This window comes from Paraburkholderia sp. TE9906 (assembly GCF_056279605.1).
In genome coordinates, this window is record NZ_JBWCCT010000002.1 from 514,563 (window position 1) to 535,574 (window position 21,012).

Genomic DNA, 21,012 nt, shown 5'->3' on the forward strand with positions numbered 1-21,012 from the left:
GGCGCACGTTTTCCCGTGCGCCCCTTGCGCTTTTACGTAACGCTCGCAAGCACTTTGCCACCGTCAATGTCGCGTCGAACTTGCCCTGAAAGCCGGTCGCGCCGGCAGCTCACGTGCGTGTGCTCAGCCTGTCACCGCGCCCCGGTTCGCCGGCAGCGCCAGCGCGAAATACTTCGCCAGCACGCCCCGCGTGTAACGCGGCTGCGGTTGCTGCCATGCGGCACGGCGGCGCTGCAACTCGGCATCGTCGACGTTCAGTTGCAGCAGCAGCTTGTGCGCGTCGATCGTGATCGAGTCGCCTTCCTGCACGAGCGCGATCGTGCCGCCCACGAACGCTTCCGGCGCGACGTGGCCGACCACCATGCCCCACGTGCCGCCCGAGAAGCGGCCGTCGGTGATCAGGCCGACGGTTTCGCCGAGACCTTTGCCGATGATCGCCGAGGTCGGCGCGAGCATTTCCGGCATGCCGGGGCCGCCCTTCGGGCCGAGGTAGCGCAGCACCACCACGTCGCCGGCGACGATCCTGTCGGCCAGAATCGCTTCCAGCGCGCTTTGCTCGTCTTCGAAGACACGCGCCGGTCCGGTGATGACCGGGTTCTTCAGGCCGGTGATCTTGGCGACCGCGCCGTCGACGGCGAGATTGCCCTTCAGGATCGCCAGATGGCCTTCCCTGTACAGCGCTTTTTCCAGCGGGAAAATCACCTGCTGATCGGCGCGGGGCCTGGCCGGCACGTCCTTGAGCTCTTCGGCCAGCGTCTTGCCGGTGATGGTGATGCAGTCGCCGTGCAGCAGACCCGCGTCGAGCAGGATCTTCATGACTTGCGGGATGCCGCCGGCCTTGTGCAGATCGGTCGCAACGTATTGGCCCGACGGCTTCAGGTTGCAGATCACCGGCACTTTCTTGCGCATGCGCTCGAAATCCTCGATCGACCATTCCACTTCGGCCGCGTGCGCGATCGCCAGATAGTGCAGCACGGCATTGGTCGAGCCGCCGGTCGCCATGATCAGCGCGACGGCGTTTTCAATCGACTTCTTCGTGATGATGTCGCGCGGCTTCAGGTCCTGCTTGACCGCTTCAACCAGCACACGCGCCGATTCGGCGGCCGAGTCGACCTTTTCCTGATCCGGATTGGCCATCGTCGACGAATACAGCAGCGACATGCCGAGCGCCTCGAACGACGAGCTCATCGTGTTGGCGGTGTACATGCCGCCGCACGAGCCGGTGGACGGACACGCGTTCTTTTCGATCCCTTCGAAGTCCTCTTCCGACATCCGGCCCGCCGTGAATTCGCCGACCGCTTCGAACGACGACACGATGGTCAGGTCAGTGCCCTTCCAGTTGCCCGGACGGATCGTGCCGCCGTACACGTAGATGCCCGGTACGTTCATGCGGGCGAGGCCGATCATGCCGCCCGGCATGTTCTTGTCGCACCCGCCGATCACGACCACACCGTCCATCCATTGGCCTTGCACGCAGGTCTCGATGCAATCGGCGATCACTTCGCGCGACACCAGCGAATACTTCATGCCTTCGGTGCCCATCGACATGCCGTCCGAGATGGTCGGCGTGCCGAAGATCTGCGGGTTCGCGTCGGCGCGCTTGACCGCGACCACCGCCGCGTCGGCCAGACGCTGCAGGCCGGCGTTGCATGGCGTGATGGTCGAGTGGCCGTTGGCGATGCCGATCATCGGCTTGTCGAAATCGTCTTTCTGGTAGCCGAGCGCGTAGTACATCGAGCGGTTCGGCGAACGCGCCACGCCTTGCGTGATGTTCTTCGAACGACGGTTGTATGCCATGGGGAATCTCCAATCTGTTTTGTTTTGAGCCGCGCTGCGTGCTGTCTGCCCTGCGATTTGCCGGTATTGCCGCATTGGCCGGCTTGCTGGGCGGTGCTCCAGTTCAGTGTAGTTCCGCAGCGTCGAGCAAGGATGCAGTTTTGCAAACTGCGTGTCCAATATATTATTCAGGCACAATTAGGTCGTAAAATGTATTAATCATGCTGCCTGCCGTTCCCGACCTGCGCCAGTTGCGCTATTTCGTCACCGTCGCCGAAGAGATGCACTTCGGGCGCGCGGCTGCGCGTCTGACGATGACGCAGCCGCCGCTGTCGCAAGCGATCCGCGCGCTCGAAGAGACGCTCGGCGTCGAGTTGTTCGCGCGCACCAAACGTTCGGTCGAATTGACCTCGGTCGGCGCGGATCTGTTGCCCGAGGTGCGGCGCCTGCTGGCGAGCGCCGAGGGCTTGAGGCCGCTCGCGCAGAGCCTCGCGCGCGGCGAAGCGGGGGTGTTGTCGCTGGCGTTCGTGTCCACCGCGGACTACGGCTTGCTGCCCCCGCTGCTGCGGGATTTCGGCGCGCGCTATCCGAGGGTGCGGCTCGAATTGACGGAAGCCACCAGCGACGTGCAACTCGACGAGTTGACGGCCGGGCGCATCGACGCCGGCCTCGTGATCGCGCCGCTGCCGTCGCGCCACGCCGCGCAACTCGCGTGGCTGCCGATCGTGCGCGAGCCGCTGGTGATCGCGATGTCGGCGGACATGGCGGAGCAGGTGAGCCGCGCCGCCGGCTCCGGCGCCGGCTCGGACCCGCGCGCCGAATGGCTCGACACGCCGATCAGCCTGCGCGATGTCGCCGACGCGCCGCTCGTGATCTTCCCCAGACGTCTGGCGCCAGGCTTTTATGACATCATTATGGATTGCTACGGCGTCGCGGGCCTCGTACCCCGGATCGGCCAGGAGGCGATCCAGATGCAGACCATCGTCAGCCTCGTGTCGGCCGGCATGGGTGTCGCACTGGTGCCGCAATCGTTACGTAATCTGCGCCGCACGGGTGTCGTGTACCGGCCGCTGTCCGAGTCGGTGCCCGCGATCGAGACGGGGCTCGCGTGGCGCACCGACGAGGTGAGTCCGGTGCTGGCCGGTTTCATCGACATCGTGCGTACGCATGCCGCCTCCGTCGGCGCGCCGGGTCTCGCGGCAGGCGATTAGCGGCGCTGCCGCGAACGCATCGCGGCTCGCACCGTCCAACGCATGCGCCGGATAACGCGCGAACCGCTGACGAACGACTAACCCGCCGCGCGCGAACCGATTACACCAACCCCGCTTCTGAACCTGAACTGCCCATAACAACACGATGCTCATTCATCCGAATTTCGACCCCATTGCCATTCATCTGGGGCCGCTCGCCGTGCGCTGGTATGGACTGATGTACCTCGTCGCGTTCATCGCGGCGATCGTCGTCGGCCGGCTGCGGCTGCGTTTGCCGTTTGTCGCGGCGCAAGGCTGGACCGTCAAGGATATCGACGACATGCTGTTCTACGGCGTGCTGGGTACGATCCTCGGCGGCCGGCTCGGCTATGTGCTGTTCTACAAGGCGAGCTTTTATTTCGCGCATCCGCTCGACATCTTCAAGGTGTGGGAGGGCGGCATGTCGTTCCACGGCGGCTTCCTCGGCGTGACGCTGGCGATGGTGCTGTTCGCGTATCAGCGCAAACGCTCGTGGCTGCAGGTCACCGACTTCGTCGCGCCGATGGTGCCCACCGGGCTCGCGGCAGGGCGCCTCGGCAATTTCATCAACGGCGAGTTGTGGGGCCGCGTGACCGACCCGTCCGCGCCGTGGGCGATGCTGTTTCCGGGCGCCGCGCCCGACGACGCCGCGTGGCTCGCCGCGCATCCGCAACTGGCCGCGCAATGGCATCTGAACGAGGTGTTCGCGCAATATCACATGCTGCCGCGACATCCGTCGGAGCTGTATGAGATCGCGCTCGAAGGCGTCGCATTGTTCTTCGTGCTGTTCTTCTTCTCGCGCAAACCGAAGCCGCTGGGCGCGATTTCCGCGGTGTTCCTGATCGGCTACGGTCTCGCGCGCTTCACGGTCGAATTCGCCCGCGAGCCGGACGACTTCCTCGGACTGCTGGCGATGGGCCTGTCGATGGGCCAATGGCTGTCGCTGCCGATGATCCTCGCGGGCATCGGCATGCTGGTGTGGTCGTATCGCCGTGCACGCCGTGAACCGGCGCAGGCGGTCAGCGCGAGCTGAGCGCTACGGTTCGTCGTAGCGAGCGCACGATGAAAAACGCCACGGCATGCCGTGGCGTTTTCTTTTGCAGCACGAGACATGCTGAGCGCGCAAACGCGGCCGCGCGCTAGCGTTACTTCATCTGCACCGAGCCCGATACGTTGACCGTCACCGTCGACGTGCCGCCTTCGAGCGGCATCGGCGCCATCGTCTTCGCGTCGGCGCTCATGGCGCGCGCGCTCATCATCATCATCGGACGGGGCATCACGCCGCTGTGATTCACGTTGACCTCGCGAATCGAATAGCCGCTGAAGCCAAATGCCTGCGCCGACGACGCGGCCTGATCGCGGAACGACCGGATCGCTTCGCCGGTGAGCTTCTGCTCGGCGGCGCGTTGCGCTTCCGGCGACAGCGAGAACTGCACGTTGCCGACCTGCATGACCGAGGCCATTTGTCCCGCGAGCTTCGACGCCGCGGCGAAGTCATGCGATTCGAGCACGACCTCCGTGCGGCCGCGCCACGCGGAAATACGCCCGTCACGATCGGTGGAGGGGAAGATGGCGAACGAACCCGTGCGGGCCGTCACGCCGCTCACGCCTCGCGCCTTCTGCAACGCCGCGTCGGCGCGCTGATTCAGCGTGGCCGTGAGCGCGGAGGGGTCGCTCGCTTCCTGCTCGTAAAACAGCGTGATATCGACGACGTCCTGCGGAATTTCCGCGCTGGCCTGAGCGTTCAGCGACAGCACGCCCGATGGCTGGGCCTGCATGACGCCTTGCGCGCGGGCCATGGCCGGGGTGAGCGCGAGCGCGACAGGCGCGGTGCAGACGAGAGCGAGTGCGAGTGCCCGTGCGGTTTTTTTCGACATTGCTGGACTCCTTGCTTGAACAGGGTTGTGCACGATTGGCGCGAACGCCACGCAGTGGTGGCATGACGTTTGCGGGCGCGTTTGTGCGCCTGTTAGGCGCTCGTAACCGGAGCTTGGTTCCCTAATTGACGTTGCCTGTCAGGGGCGACGGCGCGTCGAAGTGAGCGAGCCTTCAGGCGAGCCGTGTGGTGATGAAGCGCCATTCGGCTTCGGTCACGGGCGTGATCGACAGGCGATTGCCTTTGGCGAGCACGCGCATGTCCTGCAGTTCCGGATGCTCGCGCAGCGCGGCCAGCGGAATCAGCGGGATTTTCTTCTTGAACACCACGTCGACCAGCAGCCAGCGAGGCGTTTCCTGCGACGACTTCGCGTCGTAGTACGGACTCTCTTTATCGAACTGGGTCGGGTCAGGATACGCGGTGGACGACACTTGCGCGAGCCCCGCAATGCCGGGTTCAGGGCAGCTCGAGTGATAGAACAGCACGCCGTCGCCGACCTGCATCATGTCGCGCATGAAGTTGCGCGCCTGATAGTTGCGCACGCCGGTCCACGGCAGCGTGCGGTGTGGTGCGTGGGCGAGATGGTCGATGCTCGCCTCGTCCGGTTCGGACTTCATTAGCCAGTAGCGCATGAATCGAATTGAACGTTAAAGGTTGGACGACGTGAAAAAATCGAAACCTGTGAGGCGAGGCGCACCCACAGACACGCCAGCGGACGCACAAAGAAAAACGGCATCGAACCGAAGTCCGATGCCGTTCTAGATAAGGTCCCCGCCTTAGCCGCTAGGCCGGCATCCTGAACCGGGGGTTCAGAATTGGTCGCAGTTAGCAACACTTCGGGTACATCAGACAGAGTGACGCGCACGCCCGTGCTACAAATTTCCGCAACCGTGCACATGGCATTGGTTCAAGGAATATATGACCTTGGCGAACCAGGCAGGGAAGCTAAACCGATGAAACTTAAACGATAGAACTCAAACGTTTGCGGAGACTTCGCTTTGTTTGAATTCGCGGCAGATCTCAGGACCGGCCGATACTTACTGCATGCTGTACTGCTGAATCACAGTACCCAGTTGTTCGTTCATTTGCTGCATTGTACGCCGGATTTCCTCAGCGGGAAATGCTTCTCCGTGTCGTACGCTCGATTGCAGCCTAAGCAGTTCCGATGCCAGCGACAGCGCAGCCATGACAGCAATGCGATCCGTGCCGCGCACGTTGCTGTTATTGCGGATCTTCGACATTTCGGCGTCGACGCGTGCCACCGCTTCGAGCAGCGCGCCTTCCGTTTCCGGCGAGCATGCAAGGCGATAGGGCACGTCGAGAATCGATACTTCGATCTGCTTGGCGGTCATGCGTTTTCTCCGTGGCGGGTAACCTCGCTCTGCGCGTCGGCAGCGTCCTGAACCGGCTCGAGCAGATCGAGCTGGTTGTCAGGCTCGCTGCTCGCGCGAGCCCGCGGCAGTTTCTCGAGAATCGCATTCAGGCGCACCTGAGCGTCGTCGATCTTGGCGGACAGCGTGTCGCGCTCCGCTTGCAGTGCATCGCGCTCCTCGCGCAGCAGCGCAAGTTCCGTGCGCGTGGCATCCAGTTCGGCACGCGATTGGGCGAGTTGATCTTCGAGCGCGAGCCGCGCTTCATTGTGGCGCTGGCTGATCGCAATCAGCTTGCCGATATTCTGTGAGAGTGATTCGAGTTCGGTGAGCATGTGCTGCGTCCTCTAAAGACATCGCATTTTAGCGCGGAATATTGCAGGTTCCGACAATTGTCTCGTTTCGAGACGTAACAACATCGCTATGTGCAGGCTTTTCCCGACCATATGATGAAAAAGTACTCGCCCATCGGACAATAACCTGCACTTAACAGAACGGATTGCGCCCGGTTTGACCTTTCTTGACGCACGTCGAGGGCGCTCCTAAACTGCCGGCACTCTGGTGCCCGCGCCGCTGTTCACAGTGCGCGCAGTTAAACGGGAAGCAGGGCGCGCCACTCATCGAACTGAACGCGCGAACCTGCGCTGCCCCCGCAACGGTAAGCGACCGCATTCGTCATGCAGGTCGGTCCTGATCGCGTGTCTGAAAGTTCAACATGCGAGTGTGCCACTGCGCGTTACGCGTGGGAAGGCGGGATCGATGTGTCGTTAGCCCGGATACCGGCCAGAGGGAGAGGCACGTCCCCCGCGAAATGCAAGAAAGCGCGGGCGCTTCGTTATGCATCGGCCTGCGGGGAAGCGGGCCGCGCGAGCTATCCACAGGAATCGTCATCCCATGCTGTCCCCCATCGCCCGCGCGACGCTGCTTGCTTTTGCGGGCTTGCCGCTCGTCGTGCACGCGCAAACCGCGGACTCGTCGCCGGGTTCGTCCGCCGGTTCGTCTGCTGCTTCGGCCGGCGCTTCGGCCACCTCCGCGGCGCCTTTGTCGGCTCAGCCTTCGTCCGCCTCCGATGCCAGTGCAAAAACCAACGCACAGGCGAACGCCGCCGCGCAGAATGCCACGCCCGCCGTGTTGTCACCAGTCGTCGTGACCGCGGAGCGCGGGCCGCAAGCGCTCGCGGACGCGATCCCGCAGACCTCGCTGTTCGATCAGCAGGATCTCGCCGATACCACCGCGACCGACCTGCCCGGCCTCCTGCAACTCGCGCCCGGTGCGCAAATCTCGCGCACAGGCGGGCCAGGTTCGACGACGAGCGTCTATTTGCGCGGAGCATCGTCGACGCAATCGCTATTGCTGATCGACGGCGTGCGCGTCGACTCGGTGAGTCTCGGTGCGCCGCAACTCGCGCAGATTCCGCTCGACCAGATCGATCATGTCGAAGTGGTGAACGGCAACGTCTCCGCGTTATACGGTTCGGGCGCGATCGGCGGCGTGGTGCAGGTGTTCACGAAAGAGGGCGGCGATCATCCGCCGCGTTTCAACTTTTCGGTGGGCTACGGCAGCTATCACACGCAAACGCAGCAGGCAGGCGTGAACGGCGCACTCGACAAAGACGGCCGCACGACCTTCAGCCTCTCGCTCGCGCGTTCGAAGGACGACGGCTTTTCATCGCTCAATCCGCAACAGGCGCCCGGCGCCAATCCGAATGCGAACGGCTATCTGAACGAGAGCGTCACGGGGTCGTTGCGTCACAAGTTCAACGACCGCTGGGACGCGGGCGTCAACTATTTCCAGTCGAACGGCAATAACAGCTACGACAACGCGTACGGCGTGCCGACCGATCTGAACAACCTGTACAGCAAGGTGCGCCAGGCGTCGGTGTTCGCGAACGGCAAGCTGACCGACTGGTGGACCACGCACTTCATCGTCTCCGAAGGCGACGACCGCAGCGTGTCGAAGACCAACGGCATCTACAACGGCCGCTTCGATACCGACAATCGGCAGTACACCTGGCAGAACGATTTCGCGTTCGCCGCGCGGCAGAAACTGCAGGTGGGCTACGAGCATCTCGATCAGAGCCTCGACTCCGATACGTTCGCGGCGCCGGATCGTCATGTGGATTCGGGCTTCATCGGCTACACGGGACGTTTCGGGCGCAACCAGTTTCAGGCCAACGTACGGCACGACCAGTATTCCGATTTCGGCGGGGCGAACAGTTACTATCTCGGCTACGGTTTCGACATCACCGAACACTGGAAGGCAACCGCAAGCTATTCGGATTCGTTTCGCGCGCCGAGTTTCGACGATCTCTACTATCCGATCAGCGGCAATCCGTCGATCCAGCCCGAGCACAGTCATTCGCTCGAAGCGGCGTTGCAGTACGCGTCGAACGCGCTCGGCGTGATGCGTCTGAGCGTATTCCAGACGCGCTATTCGAATCTGATCGACTACGCGCAGGTGACGCCCGGCATCTATCTGGCCGAGAACGTCGGCCGTGCGAAAGTGCAGGGGCTCGAAGGATCGTGGAGCGGACATGTCGGCGAGACGGACGTGCGCGCGTCGCTGACGCTGCAAAATCCCGTCGACCTCGACAACGATGTCGACCTCGTGCGGCGCGCGCGGCGATTCGGCTCGCTCACTGTGAATCGCGGCATCGCGGGATGGCGCGTCGGCGGCGAGTGGATCGTGAGCGGCCCGCGCGAGGACAGCAGCGGCAAGCTCGGGGGCTACGGCGTCGTGAATCTGTCGGCGCGCTACAACATCACGAAAGCGTGGTACGTGACCGCGCAAATCCAGAACCTGTTCGACAAGGACTATGAAACGGCCTACTCGTATAACTCGCCGGGACGCGGCGCGTATGTCACGATCGGTTGGCAGCAGCAGTGACGGCTTTGCCGCGTTGAGCGTGCGCGAATGAGCCGGCATCCTGGTTCGATGCCGGCCGCCGTGCGCGTGATGAACGCGAAACGGGCGGCCGCCATCTGGCTCGTTCTTGCGATGCTCGCGCTGGCGGTGCTGATGGCGTCGCTCGCGCTCGGCAGTGTGTCGCTCGCCCCGTCGCGCGTGCTGGCGGCGCTGCTGCCGTCGCATGGGTTGTCTGGGTGGCCGGGCGAGTCGGCGGATCTTGCCAGCGAGATCGTGCGCACGCTGCGTTTGCCGCGCGCGCTGGCCGGCTTCGCATGCGGCGCGTTGCTGGCGTTGGCCGGCGCGCTGCTGCAGGTGCTGTTGCGCAACCCGCTTGCCGAACCGTACATATTGGGCGTGTCGGGTGGCGCGGCGAGCTTCGCGCTGGTGGCGATGATCGCCGGCAGCGCATGGTGGATCGTCGATGCCAGCGCATTCGCCGGCGCCTTCGTATCGATCCTGCTGGTGCTCGGTCTCGCGCGCCGCGAGTTGTGGCGCGGCGAGCCGCAGGACACGTCACCGCGTTTGCTGCTGACCGGCGCGGTGATCGCGGCGGGGTGGGGCGCGCTTATCACGCTGCTGCTCAATCTCGCGCCCGACAGCCGTTTGCGCGGCATGTTGTTCTGGCTGACCGGTGACCTCAATGGCGGCGCGTTGCCGTGGACCGCGCTCGTTGCGCTCGCCGTCGCGTTGCTGGCCATCGTGCCGGTGGCCCCGCGCCTGAACGTGCTGCTGCGTGGCGACGCCGCTGCGCAAGCCTTAGGCGTCGCGGTGATGCCGCTGCGTTTGCGCGTCTACCTGGTGGCGTCGCTCGCGGCGGCCGCCGCAGTGACGACGGCGGGCACCATCGGCTTCGTCGGTCTGGTGGTGCCGCATATGTTGCGCCTCGCGTTCGGCAACGATCAGCGCATGCTGTTGCCTGCCGCCGCGCTCGGCGGCGGCGTCGCGGTGATGGGCGCGGACCTGATCGCGCGCACCGTGATTGCGCCGGCGCAATTGCCGGTCGGCGTGATCACGTCGATCGTCGGCGTGCCGGTGTTCCTCTGGATGCTGTTGCGCAAACGCCGATGACGCAAGCTCATACCAATCTCGAACCCGCCGTGCTCAGCGTACAACGCCTGACCTTGCGTGCCGGCGCGCGCACCTTGCTCGATGGGTTCACGCATACCTTCCATGCGGGCGAGATCTGGTGCGTCGCGGGCCCGAACGGCGCGGGCAAGACCACGCTGCTGTCCACGCTCGCGGGTCTGTTGCGCCCAGCGGCGGGCCATGTCGAACTGGATGGCGTGCGCATGTCCGACTGGGCGCCGTTGCCGCTCGCCCAGCGGCGCGCATTGATGCCGCAAAGCGCACCCGACGCGTTCAGCGCGAGCGTGCTCGACATCGTGACGTTGAATCGCTTTCCGCATCTGAGCGGCTGGGGTTGGGAGCGCGAAGCGGATCGCGTGGCCGCCCATGCCGCGCTGGACCTGCTGGGTCTCGCCGACTTCGCCGCGCGTGACGTGCTGTCGTTATCGGGCGGCGAACGTCAGCGCGTCGCGCTCGCGGCGGTGCTGTGTCAGGACGCGCCGTTGTTGCTGCTCGACGAACCGTTGTCGCATCTCGATCTGCATCATCAGATCGACTGTCTCGAAGCGCTCGCCGCATGGACGCGCGAGCCGCGCCGCACCGTGATGTTCTCGTGCCACGACCTGAATCTCGCACGCCGCTTCGCGACGCACGCGCTGTTGCTCGACGGTGCGGGCGGCGTGCATGCCGGACCGGTGCATGATGTGCTCACGCCCACGCTGACGAGCCGCGCATTCGGCTATCCGTTGATTCTGATTCGCGACGGCGAACACGAGGCGCTGATTCCCGCGCCGCGTGCGCGTCACGAATCGCCTGCCGGTTATGACACATCGGCAGGATAATCGCTCGAACCAAACACTCTCATTTCAGACCACGCTTATGACCTCCTTGCCACGCCCGGCCGGTTTGCCCGAAGTCGCACCGCTCGATCAAACGCTACGCGCCGAGCTGCAACACATCATCGATACCAAGACCAAGCCGCCCGGCAGCCTGGGGCGGCTCGAAACGCTCGCGCGGCAGATGGGCCTGATTCAGCGCAGCACGCAGCCGACGGTGCAGCGCCCGGCGATGATCGTGTTCGCCGGCGACCACGGCATTGCCGCGGAAGGCGTGAGCCCGTATCCGCAAGCGGTGACTGCGCAGATGGTCGCCAACTTTCTTGCGGGCGGCGCGGCGATCAATGCATTGAGCCGCGTTGCCGGCATCGAACTCGAAGTGGTCAATGCCGGCATCGCGACGCCGTTGCCGTCGACCGACGGCCTCGTCGATATTCCGGTGGCGAGCGGCACGCGCAACTTCGCGCACGAACCCGCGATGACGCATGCGCAGGCACTCGCCGCGATGCAGGCGGGCGCGGCGCGCGTGCATCATCACGCGGTGCTCGGCACCAACGTGATCGGCTTCGGCGAGATGGGGATTGCGAACACGTCGTCGGCCGCGTGTCTGATGAGCCGTGTGTGCAACGTGCCGATCGACGAATGCGTCGGCCGTGGCACCGGTCTCGACAACGCGGGGCTCGCGAAAAAGCGCAACGTGCTCGCATCGGCGCTCGCGCAGCATGCTGGAGCCACGGCGCCGCTCGACGTGCTCGCGACCTTCGGCGGTTTCGAAATCGCGATGATGACCGGCGCGTATCTCGCGGCCGCCGAAGCGCGGATGACGATCCTCGTCGACGGTTTCATCGCGACTTCCGCGTTGCTGATCGCCGATGCGTTCGCACCGAACGTGCGCGAGTACTGCGTGTTCGCGCATGCGTCGAACGAAGCCGGGCACCGGCGCATGCTCGATCATTTCGGCGCGCTGCCGTTGCTGTCGCTCGACCTGCGTCTCGGCGAAGGCACCGGCGCGGCGCTCGCGGTGCCGCTCTTGCGCGCCGCCGCGGCGTTCATCAACGAAATGGCGAGCTTCGATTCGGCGGGCATTGCGAATCGCGAAGCCTGATCCGCATGACGGCAACTGACTGACACCCGGCCCATCCATGAACCCGCTTGCGGAACTGCGCTATTTCTTCACGGCGCTCGGTTATTTCACGCGCGTGCCCGTGCCGCGCTGGGTCGGCTACGAGCCGCATTATCTGAATGCGGCCGCGCGCTACTTCCCTTTGGTCGGCGCATTGGTCGGCGCGTTCAGCGCGCTGGTCTATCTGATGGCGCTGCGCGTGTTTCCGGCGGGCGTGGCGGTATTGCTGTCGATGGCCGCGTTGTTACTGGCGACAGGCGCCTTTCATGAGGATGGTCTCGCCGATTGCGTCGATGCGTTCGGTGGCGCATATAACCGCAGCGATGCGTTGCGCATCATGCATGACTCACGCATCGGCGCTTTCGGCGCCATCGCGCTGGTGATCGCGCTCGCGTTGAAGTGGCAGACGCTCGCGGCATTGCCGCCGGTGCGCGCCGCAAGTCTGATGATTGCCGCGCATGCGGCGAGCCGCGCGTGCGCGATCAGCTATCTGGCCACGCTCGAATATGTCCGCGCCGAAGGCAAGGCCAAGCCGGTCGCGCAGCGCCTGAGCGGCCCTGCGTTGCTGTGCGCGGCGTTGTTCGGCTTACCCTGGCTGCTGTGGCCGAATGGGCCTGGCGTGCCGGACTGGCGCTTCGCGGCCGTGACGTTGGCGGTGCTGATCGCGCTGCGGTTTGCACTGGGCCGCTATTTCGTGAAACGCATTGGCGGCTATACCGGCGACTGTCTCGGCTTCGCGCAGCAGATCTTCGAATTGATCATCTACCTGGTGGGGCTTGCATGGATATCGTCCTGATTCGCCATCCCGCCGTCGCGCTCGACGCGGGCGTGTGCTATGGGCACAGCGACGTTGCGCTCGCCGCCGACGCCGCGATTTCGTCGAGCGCGCTCGCGTTGAAGCTCGCGAAGTTGCAGGTGCCGGCGCCGCGCGTGTTGATCTCGAGTCCGCTCACGCGCTGCTCGGCGCTCGCCGCCGAGATAGCGAACGACTTCGGTTGCGTGCTCAGTCACGATGACCAGCTGATGGAAATGAATTTCGGAGAATGGGAGACGCAGCGCTGGGACGAGATCGATCGCGCGCTGCTGGACGACTGGGCCGCGAATTTCGAACACGCGCGTGCGCATGGCGGCGAGAGCGTGGCGCAATTCGTCGAGCGCGTGCGCGCGTGGGTCGATGCGTTCGCGCAGACGCGCGAGCTGTCGCCGGCTTATGTGGTCACGCATGCCGGCGTGATGCGGGTGATCGCGTCGCTGGTGCTGGACGTGCCGCTGGAGCGGTGTCTGAAATGGTCGCTCGAAATGGCGGGAGTCGTCTGGTTGCGCCGGAATGACGACGCGCAGCGGTGGTCGCTGGTGCGGTGGAATGCGTGAAGGGGGCGGTTGGCGCGGTAAGTCGCGGTTGACTGCGAGGTGCGGCGTTTGCGCTTGAGGCTGGATTGATCGCACGGCAGTTGGCATGCAACGTCGAGGTCTGACGCAGCCGGTTGGCACGCGGCGACCGGCATGCCGGTATGCGATCGACCTCGCGCCGCGTATCGGCATGCCTTCGCTTCACTGCGCAGCCGGTTTCCTGCGCGAGCGCGCCGTCTCCAGATCGTCACACAGCCGCTGCGCGCCCTGCACGATGCGTGGGGCTGGCCGGTTGATCAGGTCGCCATCGATGGCAAAGAGGTTCTGATTCGCCACCGCCGTGAGAGCGGGCCACGCGCGCCACGTGTCGAGTTGCGGCAAGCGGGTGTCCGGCTGCGTCGCGCCGGGCGCCGACGTGACGATCGCTTCCGGATTCGCGGCGAGCACCGCTTCGGTCGAGACGGTTGGCACCAGCGGCTCAAGTCCCGCGAACACGTTGCGGCCGCCGCACAGCGTGATCACGTCGCTGACCATGTGTTCGCCGTTGAGGGTCATCAGCGGCTTGTCCCACACCTGATAGAACACGCTGACCGGCGGCCGGCGCGCATACTGCGTGCGCAATCGTGCGATGTCGTGACGATACGCGGCCGCCGCGGCATCCGCGAGCGGCGACGTGCCGAGCAATTGCCCGAGTTTCGTTAGCGAGACGGCTACGTCGTCGAGATGATGCGGCTCGCTGAAGAACAGCGGCACGTGCAGTTCGCGCAGGCGTTCGAGTTGACGCTGCGCATTGCCATGCCGCCAGACGACGATCAGATCGGGCTTCAACGCGACGATGCGCTCGAGGTCGAGCGCCTTGTTGTCGCCGACGCGCGGCAGCTGCTGCGCTTGCGGCGGGTAGTCGCTGTACGACACGGCGCCGACCATTTTTGCCCCGCCGCCCGCCGCGTACAACAGTTCCGTGACGTGCGGCGCGAGGCTGATCACGCGTTGCGCGGGGCCGGGCAAGGTGACGGTTGCGCCGGTGTCGTCGGTGACGCTGATTGCGGCGCGGGCGTGCAGTGAGGTAACGCAAAGCGACGCGGCGATGAAGCACGGGATGAAGCGGGCGAGTCGGGTCATCGGGCGAAGAGGTTGGTGTGCGTGAAGGGCATGGGGCATGAGGGAACGCTGCAGGGTCGTGCCTGCTTCGCTACGTCAACCGGCTCGCGCGGTATCGAGTGCCTGCATCGCTTCGCGCAGGCTTTCTTCGAAGCGTGTCCATTCGGCTTCGCTAGCGGGCAGGCCGAAACGCACGCTGCCCGACGCGGTGAAGAGACGGGTCCATATGCCACGCCGCGCCAGCGCTTCGTGTAAAGCGGCGGCGCGCGCGTCGTCGCTCCATGCGAAAAGCGGCGTGCTGTGTGTCGCAAAACCGTGAGCATGCAATAGCTCGACCAGTCGGGCGCTTTCGCTGTCGAGCCGCGCGCGCATTTGCCGTTGCCATGCTTCGTCGGCGAGTGCGGCCTTGACTGCATGACGCGCCGGACCACTGACCGTCCATGCGCCCAGCGTGCGCCGCAAGGTGTCGAGCAACGCGGGCGCAGCGAGCACGAAGCCCGCGCGCACGCCGGCGAGCCCGAAGAATTTCCCCGGCGAGCGCAGCACGATCAGTCCTTCAAGATGCGTGCTGGCCGCGAGCGACGCCTCGGGCATCGTATCGGCGAAGGCTTCGTCGACCAGTAACGTGCCGCCGCGTGCGTGCAATTGCGCATGCCAATGCAGCAGTGTGTCGGCGCTCAGATGCGCGGCCGTCGGATTGTTCGGATTCACGACGATCGCGTGAGTGAGCGCATTCGGCAAGCGCTCGCAGCACACGTCGAGCGGCGCGACGCGATGTCCTGCTCGTGCAAACGCGGGCGCGTATTCGCTATACGTGAGCGGCGCGATGCCGATCGTCGAGCGCGGCAGCAACGCGGGCAACGCGCGAATCGCCGCCTGGCTGCCGGCGACGGGCAGCACGTGCGCCGCGTCGGGCGCCCGGTAGTAGCGCGCGGCGCAGGCGGCGAAGTCGTCGCCTTCGTCAGGCAGACGCCGCCATGCATCGGCGGGAACCGGCGGCACGGGGTAGCCGTGCGGATTGATGCCCGTCGAGAGGTCGAGCCACCGCGCGTACGGGATGCCGTAGCGTTCGGCTGCTTCGTGCAGATTGCCGCCGTGGACCACGACGTCGTTCGCCGCGCGGCTCGGGTGGTCCGTCATGTGATCAACCATGAAAGGGCACGCTCAGCAACGCCAGCACGATCAGGACCGCCAGCCAGAGAATGATCGTCCGTTCGACCAGCGCCAGCGCAGCCCTCACGTGGCTGGCCTTGGCGGGGTGGCCGAAGCCGAGCGTCGGGCGATGTTCGAGCGCGCCGTGATACACCGCCGGCCCGCCGATCAGCACGTTCAGACTGCCGGCGCCGGAGGCCATCACCGGTCCCGCATTCGGGCTGTCCCAGCGCGGTGCCTGCTCGCGCCAGCAACGCCACGCGGTGTGCGTGTCACCAAGCAGCGCATAGCTGGCAGCCGTGAGACGCGCGGGGATCCAGTTGAGCACGTCGTCGAGGCGCGCCGCGGCCCAGCCGAAACGCAGATAGCGCGGCGTGCGATAGCCCCACATCGCATCGAGCGTGTTGGCCAGACGAAACCCGAGCGCGCCCGGGCCGCCCGCGATCGCAAACCAGAACAGCGCGCCGAAGATCGCGTCGTTGCCGTTTTCGAGCGCCGATTCGACCGCTGCACGCGAGAGCGCGGCTTCATCGGCATGGGCGGTTTCGCGCGACACGATGCGCGCGGTCAGCTGGCGCGCTTCTTCGAGATCGCGTTGCAGAAGGGCCCGTGCGATCGGCGCAATGTGATCGTGCAGGCTGCGCGCGCCGAGCGCGAACCACAGCAGGATGACGTGCACCGCGCAGGCCGCGAAGAACGGCAGCACCGCGACCAGCCACCACGCGATCAACACCGGCGGCAGCACCGCCAGCGCCCACGCGAGGAGTCCCTTGAGCCGCAAGCGCCGGCCGGTGTTATAGCGCTTCTCGAGACGCTTCGCCCAGTTGCCGAAACCCACCAACGGGTGTGCGACGCGCGGCTCGCCGAACCAGCGGTCGATGACCACGCCCGCGGTCGCAAGCGTTGCGAGCAGAGGAAGCGAGAGCATCATGCGCGGCTCGCTGTTTTCAGCGCGAGCGGCAAGCCGGCGACCATCATCGTGGCCGTGGTGCTCAAGGCGGCGATGCGCTGGTTGAGGCGGCCGAGTTCATCGACGTAAAGACGCGTGGCCGCGCCGAGCGGCACCACGCCCAGGCCGATTTCGTTGCTGACCACGATGATCTTGCCGTGGGCGTTCACGAGCGCCGCTTCGAGCGCGGCAACGTGCGCGTGATAGAGGTCGATCGGCAGCGCGTCGCCTTCGGCGGGACACAGCAGATTGGCGAGCCACAGCGTCAGGCAGTCGATCAGCATGCAATGGCCGGGGGCGTCGCTTTGCGCGACGGCACCAGCGAGGTCGACGCCTGCTTCGAGCAACCGCCAATGCGCGGGACGCCGCGCGCGATGGTGCGCGATGCGCGCGCTGAATTCGGCGTCGTCGGCCACGCGGGCGGTGGCGATGTAGGTGACGGGGAGGGCGCTGTCGCCGGCAAGCTGTTCGGCGTGCACGCTCTTGCCCGAACGGGCGCCGCCGAGAACGAAGGTGAGGTCGCGGGGAGTCATCGCGTGATTGTACCGGCGTGCAGTGCGGGCCGGCGCGATGGGATAATGCGGCGGGCGTGGTGGTGTGTGGGGGTGGGAGAGGCACGCGGCGCGGCGCGCTGAGCCGGAGCACACGGTGTGCTTCAACGCCCCACGCGATTTGTTTTTCCGTTGCGATTCCGTTGTCGTGTCTTGCCGCGTCCTTACCGCCTCAACGCCGCACCCACACCACCGTTTGCCGTTTCGCTACAACCTTCACCACCTTTTGCTTCATCGCCCTTTCACCGCCGACCCCGACCTCCCGTGACCACCACTTCGACTTCGCTTCCGCTTGCGCATGACGCCGTCCCCGTGCCGCGTGGCACGCTGATGGTCCAGGGCACCACGTCCGACGCCGGCAAGAGCACGCTGGTCGCGGGCCTCTGCCGGCTCGCGCGCCGCGCCGGCGTGCGGGTCGCGCCGTTCAAGCCGCAGAATATGGCGCTCAACAGCGCGGTGACCGTCGACGGCGGTGAGATCGGCCGCGCTCAGGCGTTGCAGGCGGTGGCCGCGGGGATCGCCGCGCACACCGACCTGAACCCGGTGCTGCTCAAGCCGACGAGCGACCGCGGCGCGCAGGTGATCATCCACGGCAAGGCGCGCATGAATCTCGACGCGCGCGCGTATCACGAGTACAAGCCCGTCGCGTTTGAAGCGGTGCTGCAGTCGTATGCGCGTCTGCAGGCCGCATACGACACGATCTTCGTCGAAGGCGCGGGCAGTCCCGCCGAGATCAATCTGCGCGAGCGCGACATCGCCAACATGGGTTTTGCGGAAGCCGTCGATTGCCCGGTGGTGCTGGTCGCCGATATCGATCGCGGCGGCGTGTTCGCGCATCTGACCGGCACCCTCGCGTGTCTGTCGGCGAGCGAGCAGGCGCGGGTGCGCGGCTTCATCATCAACCGGTTTCGCGGCGACATCGGCTTGCTGCAGCCGGGGCTCGACTGGCTCGAAGCTCAGACCGGCAAGCCGGTGCTCGGCGTCGTCCCGTATCTGCACGGCCTCACGCTCGACGCGGAAGACATGTTGCCGCCCGAGTTGCGCGCCGCGCACAGCGGCGGGGAACGGACGCTACGGGTAGTTGTGCCGGTGCTGCCGCATATCAGCAATCACACCGATTTCGACGCGCTGCGCGCACACCCGCAGGTCGACTTTCACTACGTGCGCAGCGGCACGCCGCTGCCGCCGGCCGATCTGATCATCCTGCCGGGGTCGAAAAACGTGCCCGGCGACCTCGCGTTTCTGCGCGCGCAAGGCTGGGACGCGGAGCTGCAACGGCATCTGCGCTACGGTGGGCGCGTGATCGGCATTTGCGGCGGCATGCAGATGCTCGGGCGCGAAGTGGCCGATCCGCACGGTGTGGAGGGCGTGCCGGGGATGTGGGCGGGGCTCGGCTGGCTCGACTACTCGACGGTCCTCACGCGGGAAAAAACGCTGAAGAACGTGACTGGAGGCCTCGCGCTGCCTGGTTCGCCCGAAGTGGCCGGCTACGAAATTCACATGGGCGAGACGCATGGCCCGGCGCTGGACGCGCCCGCGCTGCGTCTGGAAACCGCGCAAGGGACGCGTCCCGATGGCGCAATGTCCGCTGACGGCCAGATTCTCGCCACCTACGTGCACGGCCTGTTCGACACGCCGGCCGCGTGCGCCGCATTGCTCGCGTGGGCGGGTCTGAGCGACGCGCAGCAGATCGACTACCCGGCGCTGCGCGAGGCGTCGCTGGAGCGCCTCGCCGATACGCTGGCCGCCCATCTCGACCTGGCGAAGCTTTTTGCGGCGATTGGCTGAGGGGATCGGTTCGAGGTGAGGGGTTAAATTCCGCAGTGCCCCGGGCCGCGCTCGACCGTTCAATACAACACGATCTGCGTGCAGCGAAACAGCGCCATCGTCTTGCCGTTCGAGTCGGTGACGGTCGCATCCCATACCTGCGTGCTGCGTCCCAGATGCACGCCCCTGGCGACCGCGCGGATCGTCCCTTCGGTCGCCGTGCCGAGAAAATTGCTTTTCAGTTCGATGGTCGTGAAATTGCGCGCTGTCTCCGGCAGGTGCGCGAGGCATGCGTAGCCACACGCGGTATCCGCGAGACCGATCACCGTGGCCGCGTGCAGGAAGCCGTTCGGCGCGAGCAACTCGGGGCGCACGGTCAATTCCGCGGTCAAAACGCTTTCTTCCAGCGATAGCACGCGTACGCCCAGCAAGCCTGGCAGCTTGCCCTGCTGGCGTTCGTGCAGGCGTTCGACGGTGTATTCCGGGCGGAGTTTGCTCATGAGATTCGGGTCCTTGATTGAAAAGAAACGGCAGGGCGAAGCGGTCGATTAGCCCCGATTCGCCATATGGGGGCTTCGCCGCAGTGCATTTGTCGATATTATCAACGCCTGGATCGGCGGGCGAACCCGAAAACGGTACGGATCGGAACCCGCCGGCGCAAGTCACAGCAATAAGCAATCGCGCGGCAAACCGGCTGGCGGTGACCAGCCTTCTTTCCGGGAGCATTCATGACGGTGATCGTGGTGGCGAATCCAAAGGGCGGCGTGGGTAAGAGCACGCTTTCGACCAATCTGGCCGGCTATTTCGCCGCGGCCGGCGAATGGGTGGCGCTTGCCGACCTGGACAAGCAGCAGTCCGCGCACGCGTGGCTGGCGTTGCGGCCCGACACGTTGCCGGCCATCGAAACCTGGGAAGTCAACCAGGACGCGCCGGCCAAACCGCCCAAGGGCCTGGAGCACGCGGTCATCGACACGCCGGCGGGCCTGCACGGCCATCGCCTGAGCATCGCGCTGGATCTGGCCGACAAGGTGATCGTGCCGCTGCAGCCGTCGATGTTCGACATTCTCGCCACCCAGGAATTTCTCGAGCGGCTGGCGAAGGAAAAAGCGGTCAGGAAAGGCGCGATCGAAGTCGGCGTGGTCGGCATGCGCGTCGATGCGCGCACGCGTTCGGCGGAACAGCTGCATCGCTTTGTCGAGGGCTTGAAGCTGCCGGTGCTCGGCTTTTTGCGCGACACGCAGAACTACGTGCAACTGGCGGCCCATGGGCTGACCCTGTGGGATGTCGCGAAAAGCCGCGTCGAGAAGGACCTGGAGCAGTGGCAGCCGATCCTCGAATGGACGAATGGAACAGCGCGGAAGGGTTGAGGCGGAGCGGGCTTAAGACGACCGGGCGGCGGTGGCCGCCCGCTCACCGGGCGCTTGCGCAATCGCGGGCGCGTGACGACGCGCGATTGCGCATGTCAGTGAAATGAAAACGCGCGTCAAAAAGCAACGCGCGTGCAAAGCAAACCCAAAACCCGACGGCCGAAAAAACGAACGACGACCGCCTCGCTCAGGTCCAGTTCTGCGTCGGCACGTGATCGCGGCTGCCCTTGATCTTGTTGTTGTCGTCGACGAACACCAGGTCCGGCTTCCAGCCCGCTTTCAGTTCCGCTTCATCGACCACCGCGAAGGCGGCGATGATCACCAGGTCGCCCAGTTGCGCACGCCGCGCGGCCGAACCGTTCAGCGAAATCATGCCGCTGCCGCGCTCGCCCTTGATCGCATAGGTCGAGAAACGCTCGCCGTTGTTGATATTCCAGATGTCGATCCGTTCGTTTTCGACGATGTTCGCTGCTTCGAGCAGATCTTCGTCGATCGCGCACGAACCTTCGTAGTGCAGCTCGCAGTGCGTGACCGCGACGCGGTGGATTTTCGACTTCAGCATGTTGCGTTGCATGACCAATCCTGTATGGCTT

21 protein-coding genes, 1 other RNA gene and 1 riboswitch are annotated in these 21,012 nt (G+C 65.4%); of the genes, 10 read left to right on the plus strand and 12 right to left on the minus strand.

Going from position 1 to position 21,012, the window contains the following annotated elements:
* Window positions 1-123: 123 nt before the first annotated feature.
* On the minus strand, window positions 124-1,797 hold the full coding sequence (gene ilvD, locus ACZ9H4_RS06205) for a dihydroxy-acid dehydratase (RefSeq protein ID WP_408152897.1): 1,674 nt from the start codon (window positions 1,795-1,797) through the stop codon (window positions 124-126).
* Window positions 1,798-1,997: 200 nt separating this feature from the next.
* Between ilvD and ACZ9H4_RS06210 the strand changes: the two genes are divergently transcribed.
* A complete protein-coding gene (locus tag ACZ9H4_RS06210) occupies window positions 1,998-2,987 on the plus strand; it encodes a LysR family transcriptional regulator (RefSeq protein WP_408141548.1) in 990 nt (329 codons plus the stop codon).
* A 145-nt stretch (window positions 2,988-3,132) separates the two neighbouring features.
* A complete protein-coding gene (gene lgt, locus ACZ9H4_RS06215) occupies window positions 3,133-4,038 on the plus strand; it encodes a prolipoprotein diacylglyceryl transferase (protein ID WP_408324604.1) in 906 nt (301 codons plus the stop codon).
* A gap of 112 nt (window positions 4,039-4,150) precedes the next feature.
* On the opposite strand, the gene ACZ9H4_RS06220 is transcribed toward lgt, so the two are convergent.
* The 5 genes from ACZ9H4_RS06220 to ACZ9H4_RS06240 form a co-directional block, all read right to left on the minus strand.
* Window positions 4,151-4,882 (minus strand): SIMPL domain-containing protein, encoded by a 732-nt coding sequence (locus ACZ9H4_RS06220; protein ID WP_408141550.1) that lies wholly within the window; start codon window positions 4,880-4,882, stop codon window positions 4,151-4,153.
* Between the two features lie 172 nt (window positions 4,883-5,054).
* Window positions 5,055-5,513, minus strand: coding sequence for an EVE domain-containing protein (locus ACZ9H4_RS06225; RefSeq protein ID WP_408152894.1), 459 nt, complete (start codon window positions 5,511-5,513; stop codon window positions 5,055-5,057).
* Window positions 5,514-5,645: 132 nt separating this feature from the next.
* Window positions 5,646-5,827: non-coding RNA, 6S RNA (gene ssrS, locus ACZ9H4_RS06230), on the minus strand.
* Window positions 5,828-5,918: 91 nt separating this feature from the next.
* Window positions 5,919-6,233, minus strand: a complete 315-nt coding sequence (locus tag ACZ9H4_RS06235) for a cell division protein ZapA (protein WP_408141552.1) — start codon at window positions 6,231-6,233, stop codon at window positions 5,919-5,921.
* Entirely contained in the window at window positions 6,230-6,586 is a 357-nt protein-coding gene (locus ACZ9H4_RS06240; RefSeq protein WP_408141553.1) for an ATPase, read from the minus strand. The genes ACZ9H4_RS06235 and ACZ9H4_RS06240 overlap by 4 nt, the downstream gene beginning before the upstream one ends.
* Window positions 6,587-6,793: 207 nt before the next feature.
* Window positions 6,794-7,053: riboswitch (cobalamin riboswitch) on the plus strand.
* A gap of 92 nt (window positions 7,054-7,145) precedes the next feature.
* Between ACZ9H4_RS06240 and ACZ9H4_RS06245 the strand changes: the two genes are divergently transcribed.
* From ACZ9H4_RS06245 to cobC, 6 genes are read left to right on the plus strand one after another with little or no spacing between them, the layout of a single operon-like run.
* Window positions 7,146-9,137, plus strand: coding sequence for a TonB-dependent receptor domain-containing protein (locus tag ACZ9H4_RS06245; protein ID WP_476118498.1), 1,992 nt, complete (start codon window positions 7,146-7,148; stop codon window positions 9,135-9,137).
* 27 nt (window positions 9,138-9,164) lie between these two features.
* Window positions 9,165-10,226, plus strand: coding sequence for a FecCD family ABC transporter permease (locus ACZ9H4_RS06250; protein ID WP_408141555.1), 1,062 nt, complete (start codon window positions 9,165-9,167; stop codon window positions 10,224-10,226).
* Complete coding sequence (locus tag ACZ9H4_RS06255) at window positions 10,223-11,065, plus strand: ABC transporter ATP-binding protein (protein ID WP_408141556.1); 843 nt, start codon at window positions 10,223-10,225, stop codon at window positions 11,063-11,065. Before ACZ9H4_RS06250 ends, ACZ9H4_RS06255 begins: the two co-directional genes overlap by 4 nt.
* 37 nt (window positions 11,066-11,102) lie before the next feature.
* Entirely contained in the window at window positions 11,103-12,164 is a 1,062-nt protein-coding gene (gene cobT, locus ACZ9H4_RS06260; RefSeq protein ID WP_476118499.1) for a nicotinate-nucleotide--dimethylbenzimidazole phosphoribosyltransferase, read from the plus strand.
* Between the two features lie 37 nt (window positions 12,165-12,201).
* Complete coding sequence (locus ACZ9H4_RS06265) at window positions 12,202-12,978, plus strand: adenosylcobinamide-GDP ribazoletransferase (protein ID WP_476118500.1); 777 nt, start codon at window positions 12,202-12,204, stop codon at window positions 12,976-12,978.
* Window positions 12,963-13,553, plus strand: coding sequence for an alpha-ribazole phosphatase (gene cobC, locus ACZ9H4_RS06270; RefSeq protein ID WP_408141559.1), 591 nt, complete (start codon window positions 12,963-12,965; stop codon window positions 13,551-13,553). Before ACZ9H4_RS06265 ends, cobC begins: the two co-directional genes overlap by 16 nt.
* A 180-nt stretch (window positions 13,554-13,733) precedes the next feature.
* Here cobC and ACZ9H4_RS06275 read toward each other — a convergent pair whose 3' ends face one another.
* The 4 genes from ACZ9H4_RS06275 to cobU form a co-directional block, all read right to left on the minus strand.
* Window positions 13,734-14,654 carry a cobalamin-binding protein gene (locus ACZ9H4_RS06275; protein WP_408152888.1) on the minus strand — a complete coding sequence of 307 codons (921 nt, stop codon included), beginning with the start codon at window positions 14,652-14,654 and terminating at the stop codon, window positions 13,734-13,736.
* A 75-nt stretch (window positions 14,655-14,729) separates the two neighbouring features.
* Entirely contained in the window at window positions 14,730-15,773 is a 1,044-nt protein-coding gene (cobD, locus tag ACZ9H4_RS06280) for a threonine-phosphate decarboxylase CobD (protein ID WP_476118501.1), read from the minus strand.
* A gap of 4 nt (window positions 15,774-15,777) precedes the next feature.
* Window positions 15,778-16,713: an adenosylcobinamide-phosphate synthase CbiB gene (cbiB, locus tag ACZ9H4_RS06285; protein WP_476118657.1), complete on the minus strand. Its 936-nt coding sequence runs from the start codon at window positions 16,711-16,713 to the stop codon at window positions 15,778-15,780.
* Window positions 16,713-17,267 carry a bifunctional adenosylcobinamide kinase/adenosylcobinamide-phosphate guanylyltransferase gene (gene cobU / locus ACZ9H4_RS06290; protein WP_408152886.1) on the minus strand — a complete coding sequence of 185 codons (555 nt, stop codon included), beginning with the start codon at window positions 17,265-17,267 and terminating at the stop codon, window positions 16,713-16,715. Before cobU ends, cbiB begins: the two co-directional genes overlap by 1 nt.
* Window positions 17,268-17,615: 348 nt before the next feature.
* On the opposite strand from cobU, the gene ACZ9H4_RS06295 reads away from it, so the two are divergent.
* Entirely contained in the window at window positions 17,616-19,073 is a 1,458-nt protein-coding gene (locus ACZ9H4_RS06295; RefSeq protein WP_476118658.1) for a cobyric acid synthase, read from the plus strand.
* Between the two features lie 59 nt (window positions 19,074-19,132).
* Here the strand turns inward: ACZ9H4_RS06295 and ACZ9H4_RS06300 are convergent, their stop codons facing one another.
* Window positions 19,133-19,552, minus strand: coding sequence for a PaaI family thioesterase (locus ACZ9H4_RS06300; protein ID WP_408141563.1), 420 nt, complete (start codon window positions 19,550-19,552; stop codon window positions 19,133-19,135).
* Window positions 19,553-19,780: 228 nt separating this feature from the next.
* Here ACZ9H4_RS06300 and ACZ9H4_RS06305 point away from each other — a divergent pair, with 228 nt between their 5' ends.
* A complete protein-coding gene (locus tag ACZ9H4_RS06305; RefSeq protein ID WP_408141564.1) occupies window positions 19,781-20,419 on the plus strand; it encodes a nucleotide-binding protein in 639 nt (212 codons plus the stop codon).
* Window positions 20,420-20,606: 187 nt separating this feature from the next.
* Here ACZ9H4_RS06305 and panD read toward each other — a convergent pair whose 3' ends face one another.
* The gene (gene panD / locus ACZ9H4_RS06310; protein ID WP_012432059.1) at window positions 20,607-20,993 is read right to left on the minus strand and encodes an aspartate 1-decarboxylase; all 387 of its coding nucleotides are present in this window, start codon (window positions 20,991-20,993) and stop codon (window positions 20,607-20,609) included.
* Window positions 20,994-21,012 lie beyond the last annotated feature (19 nt).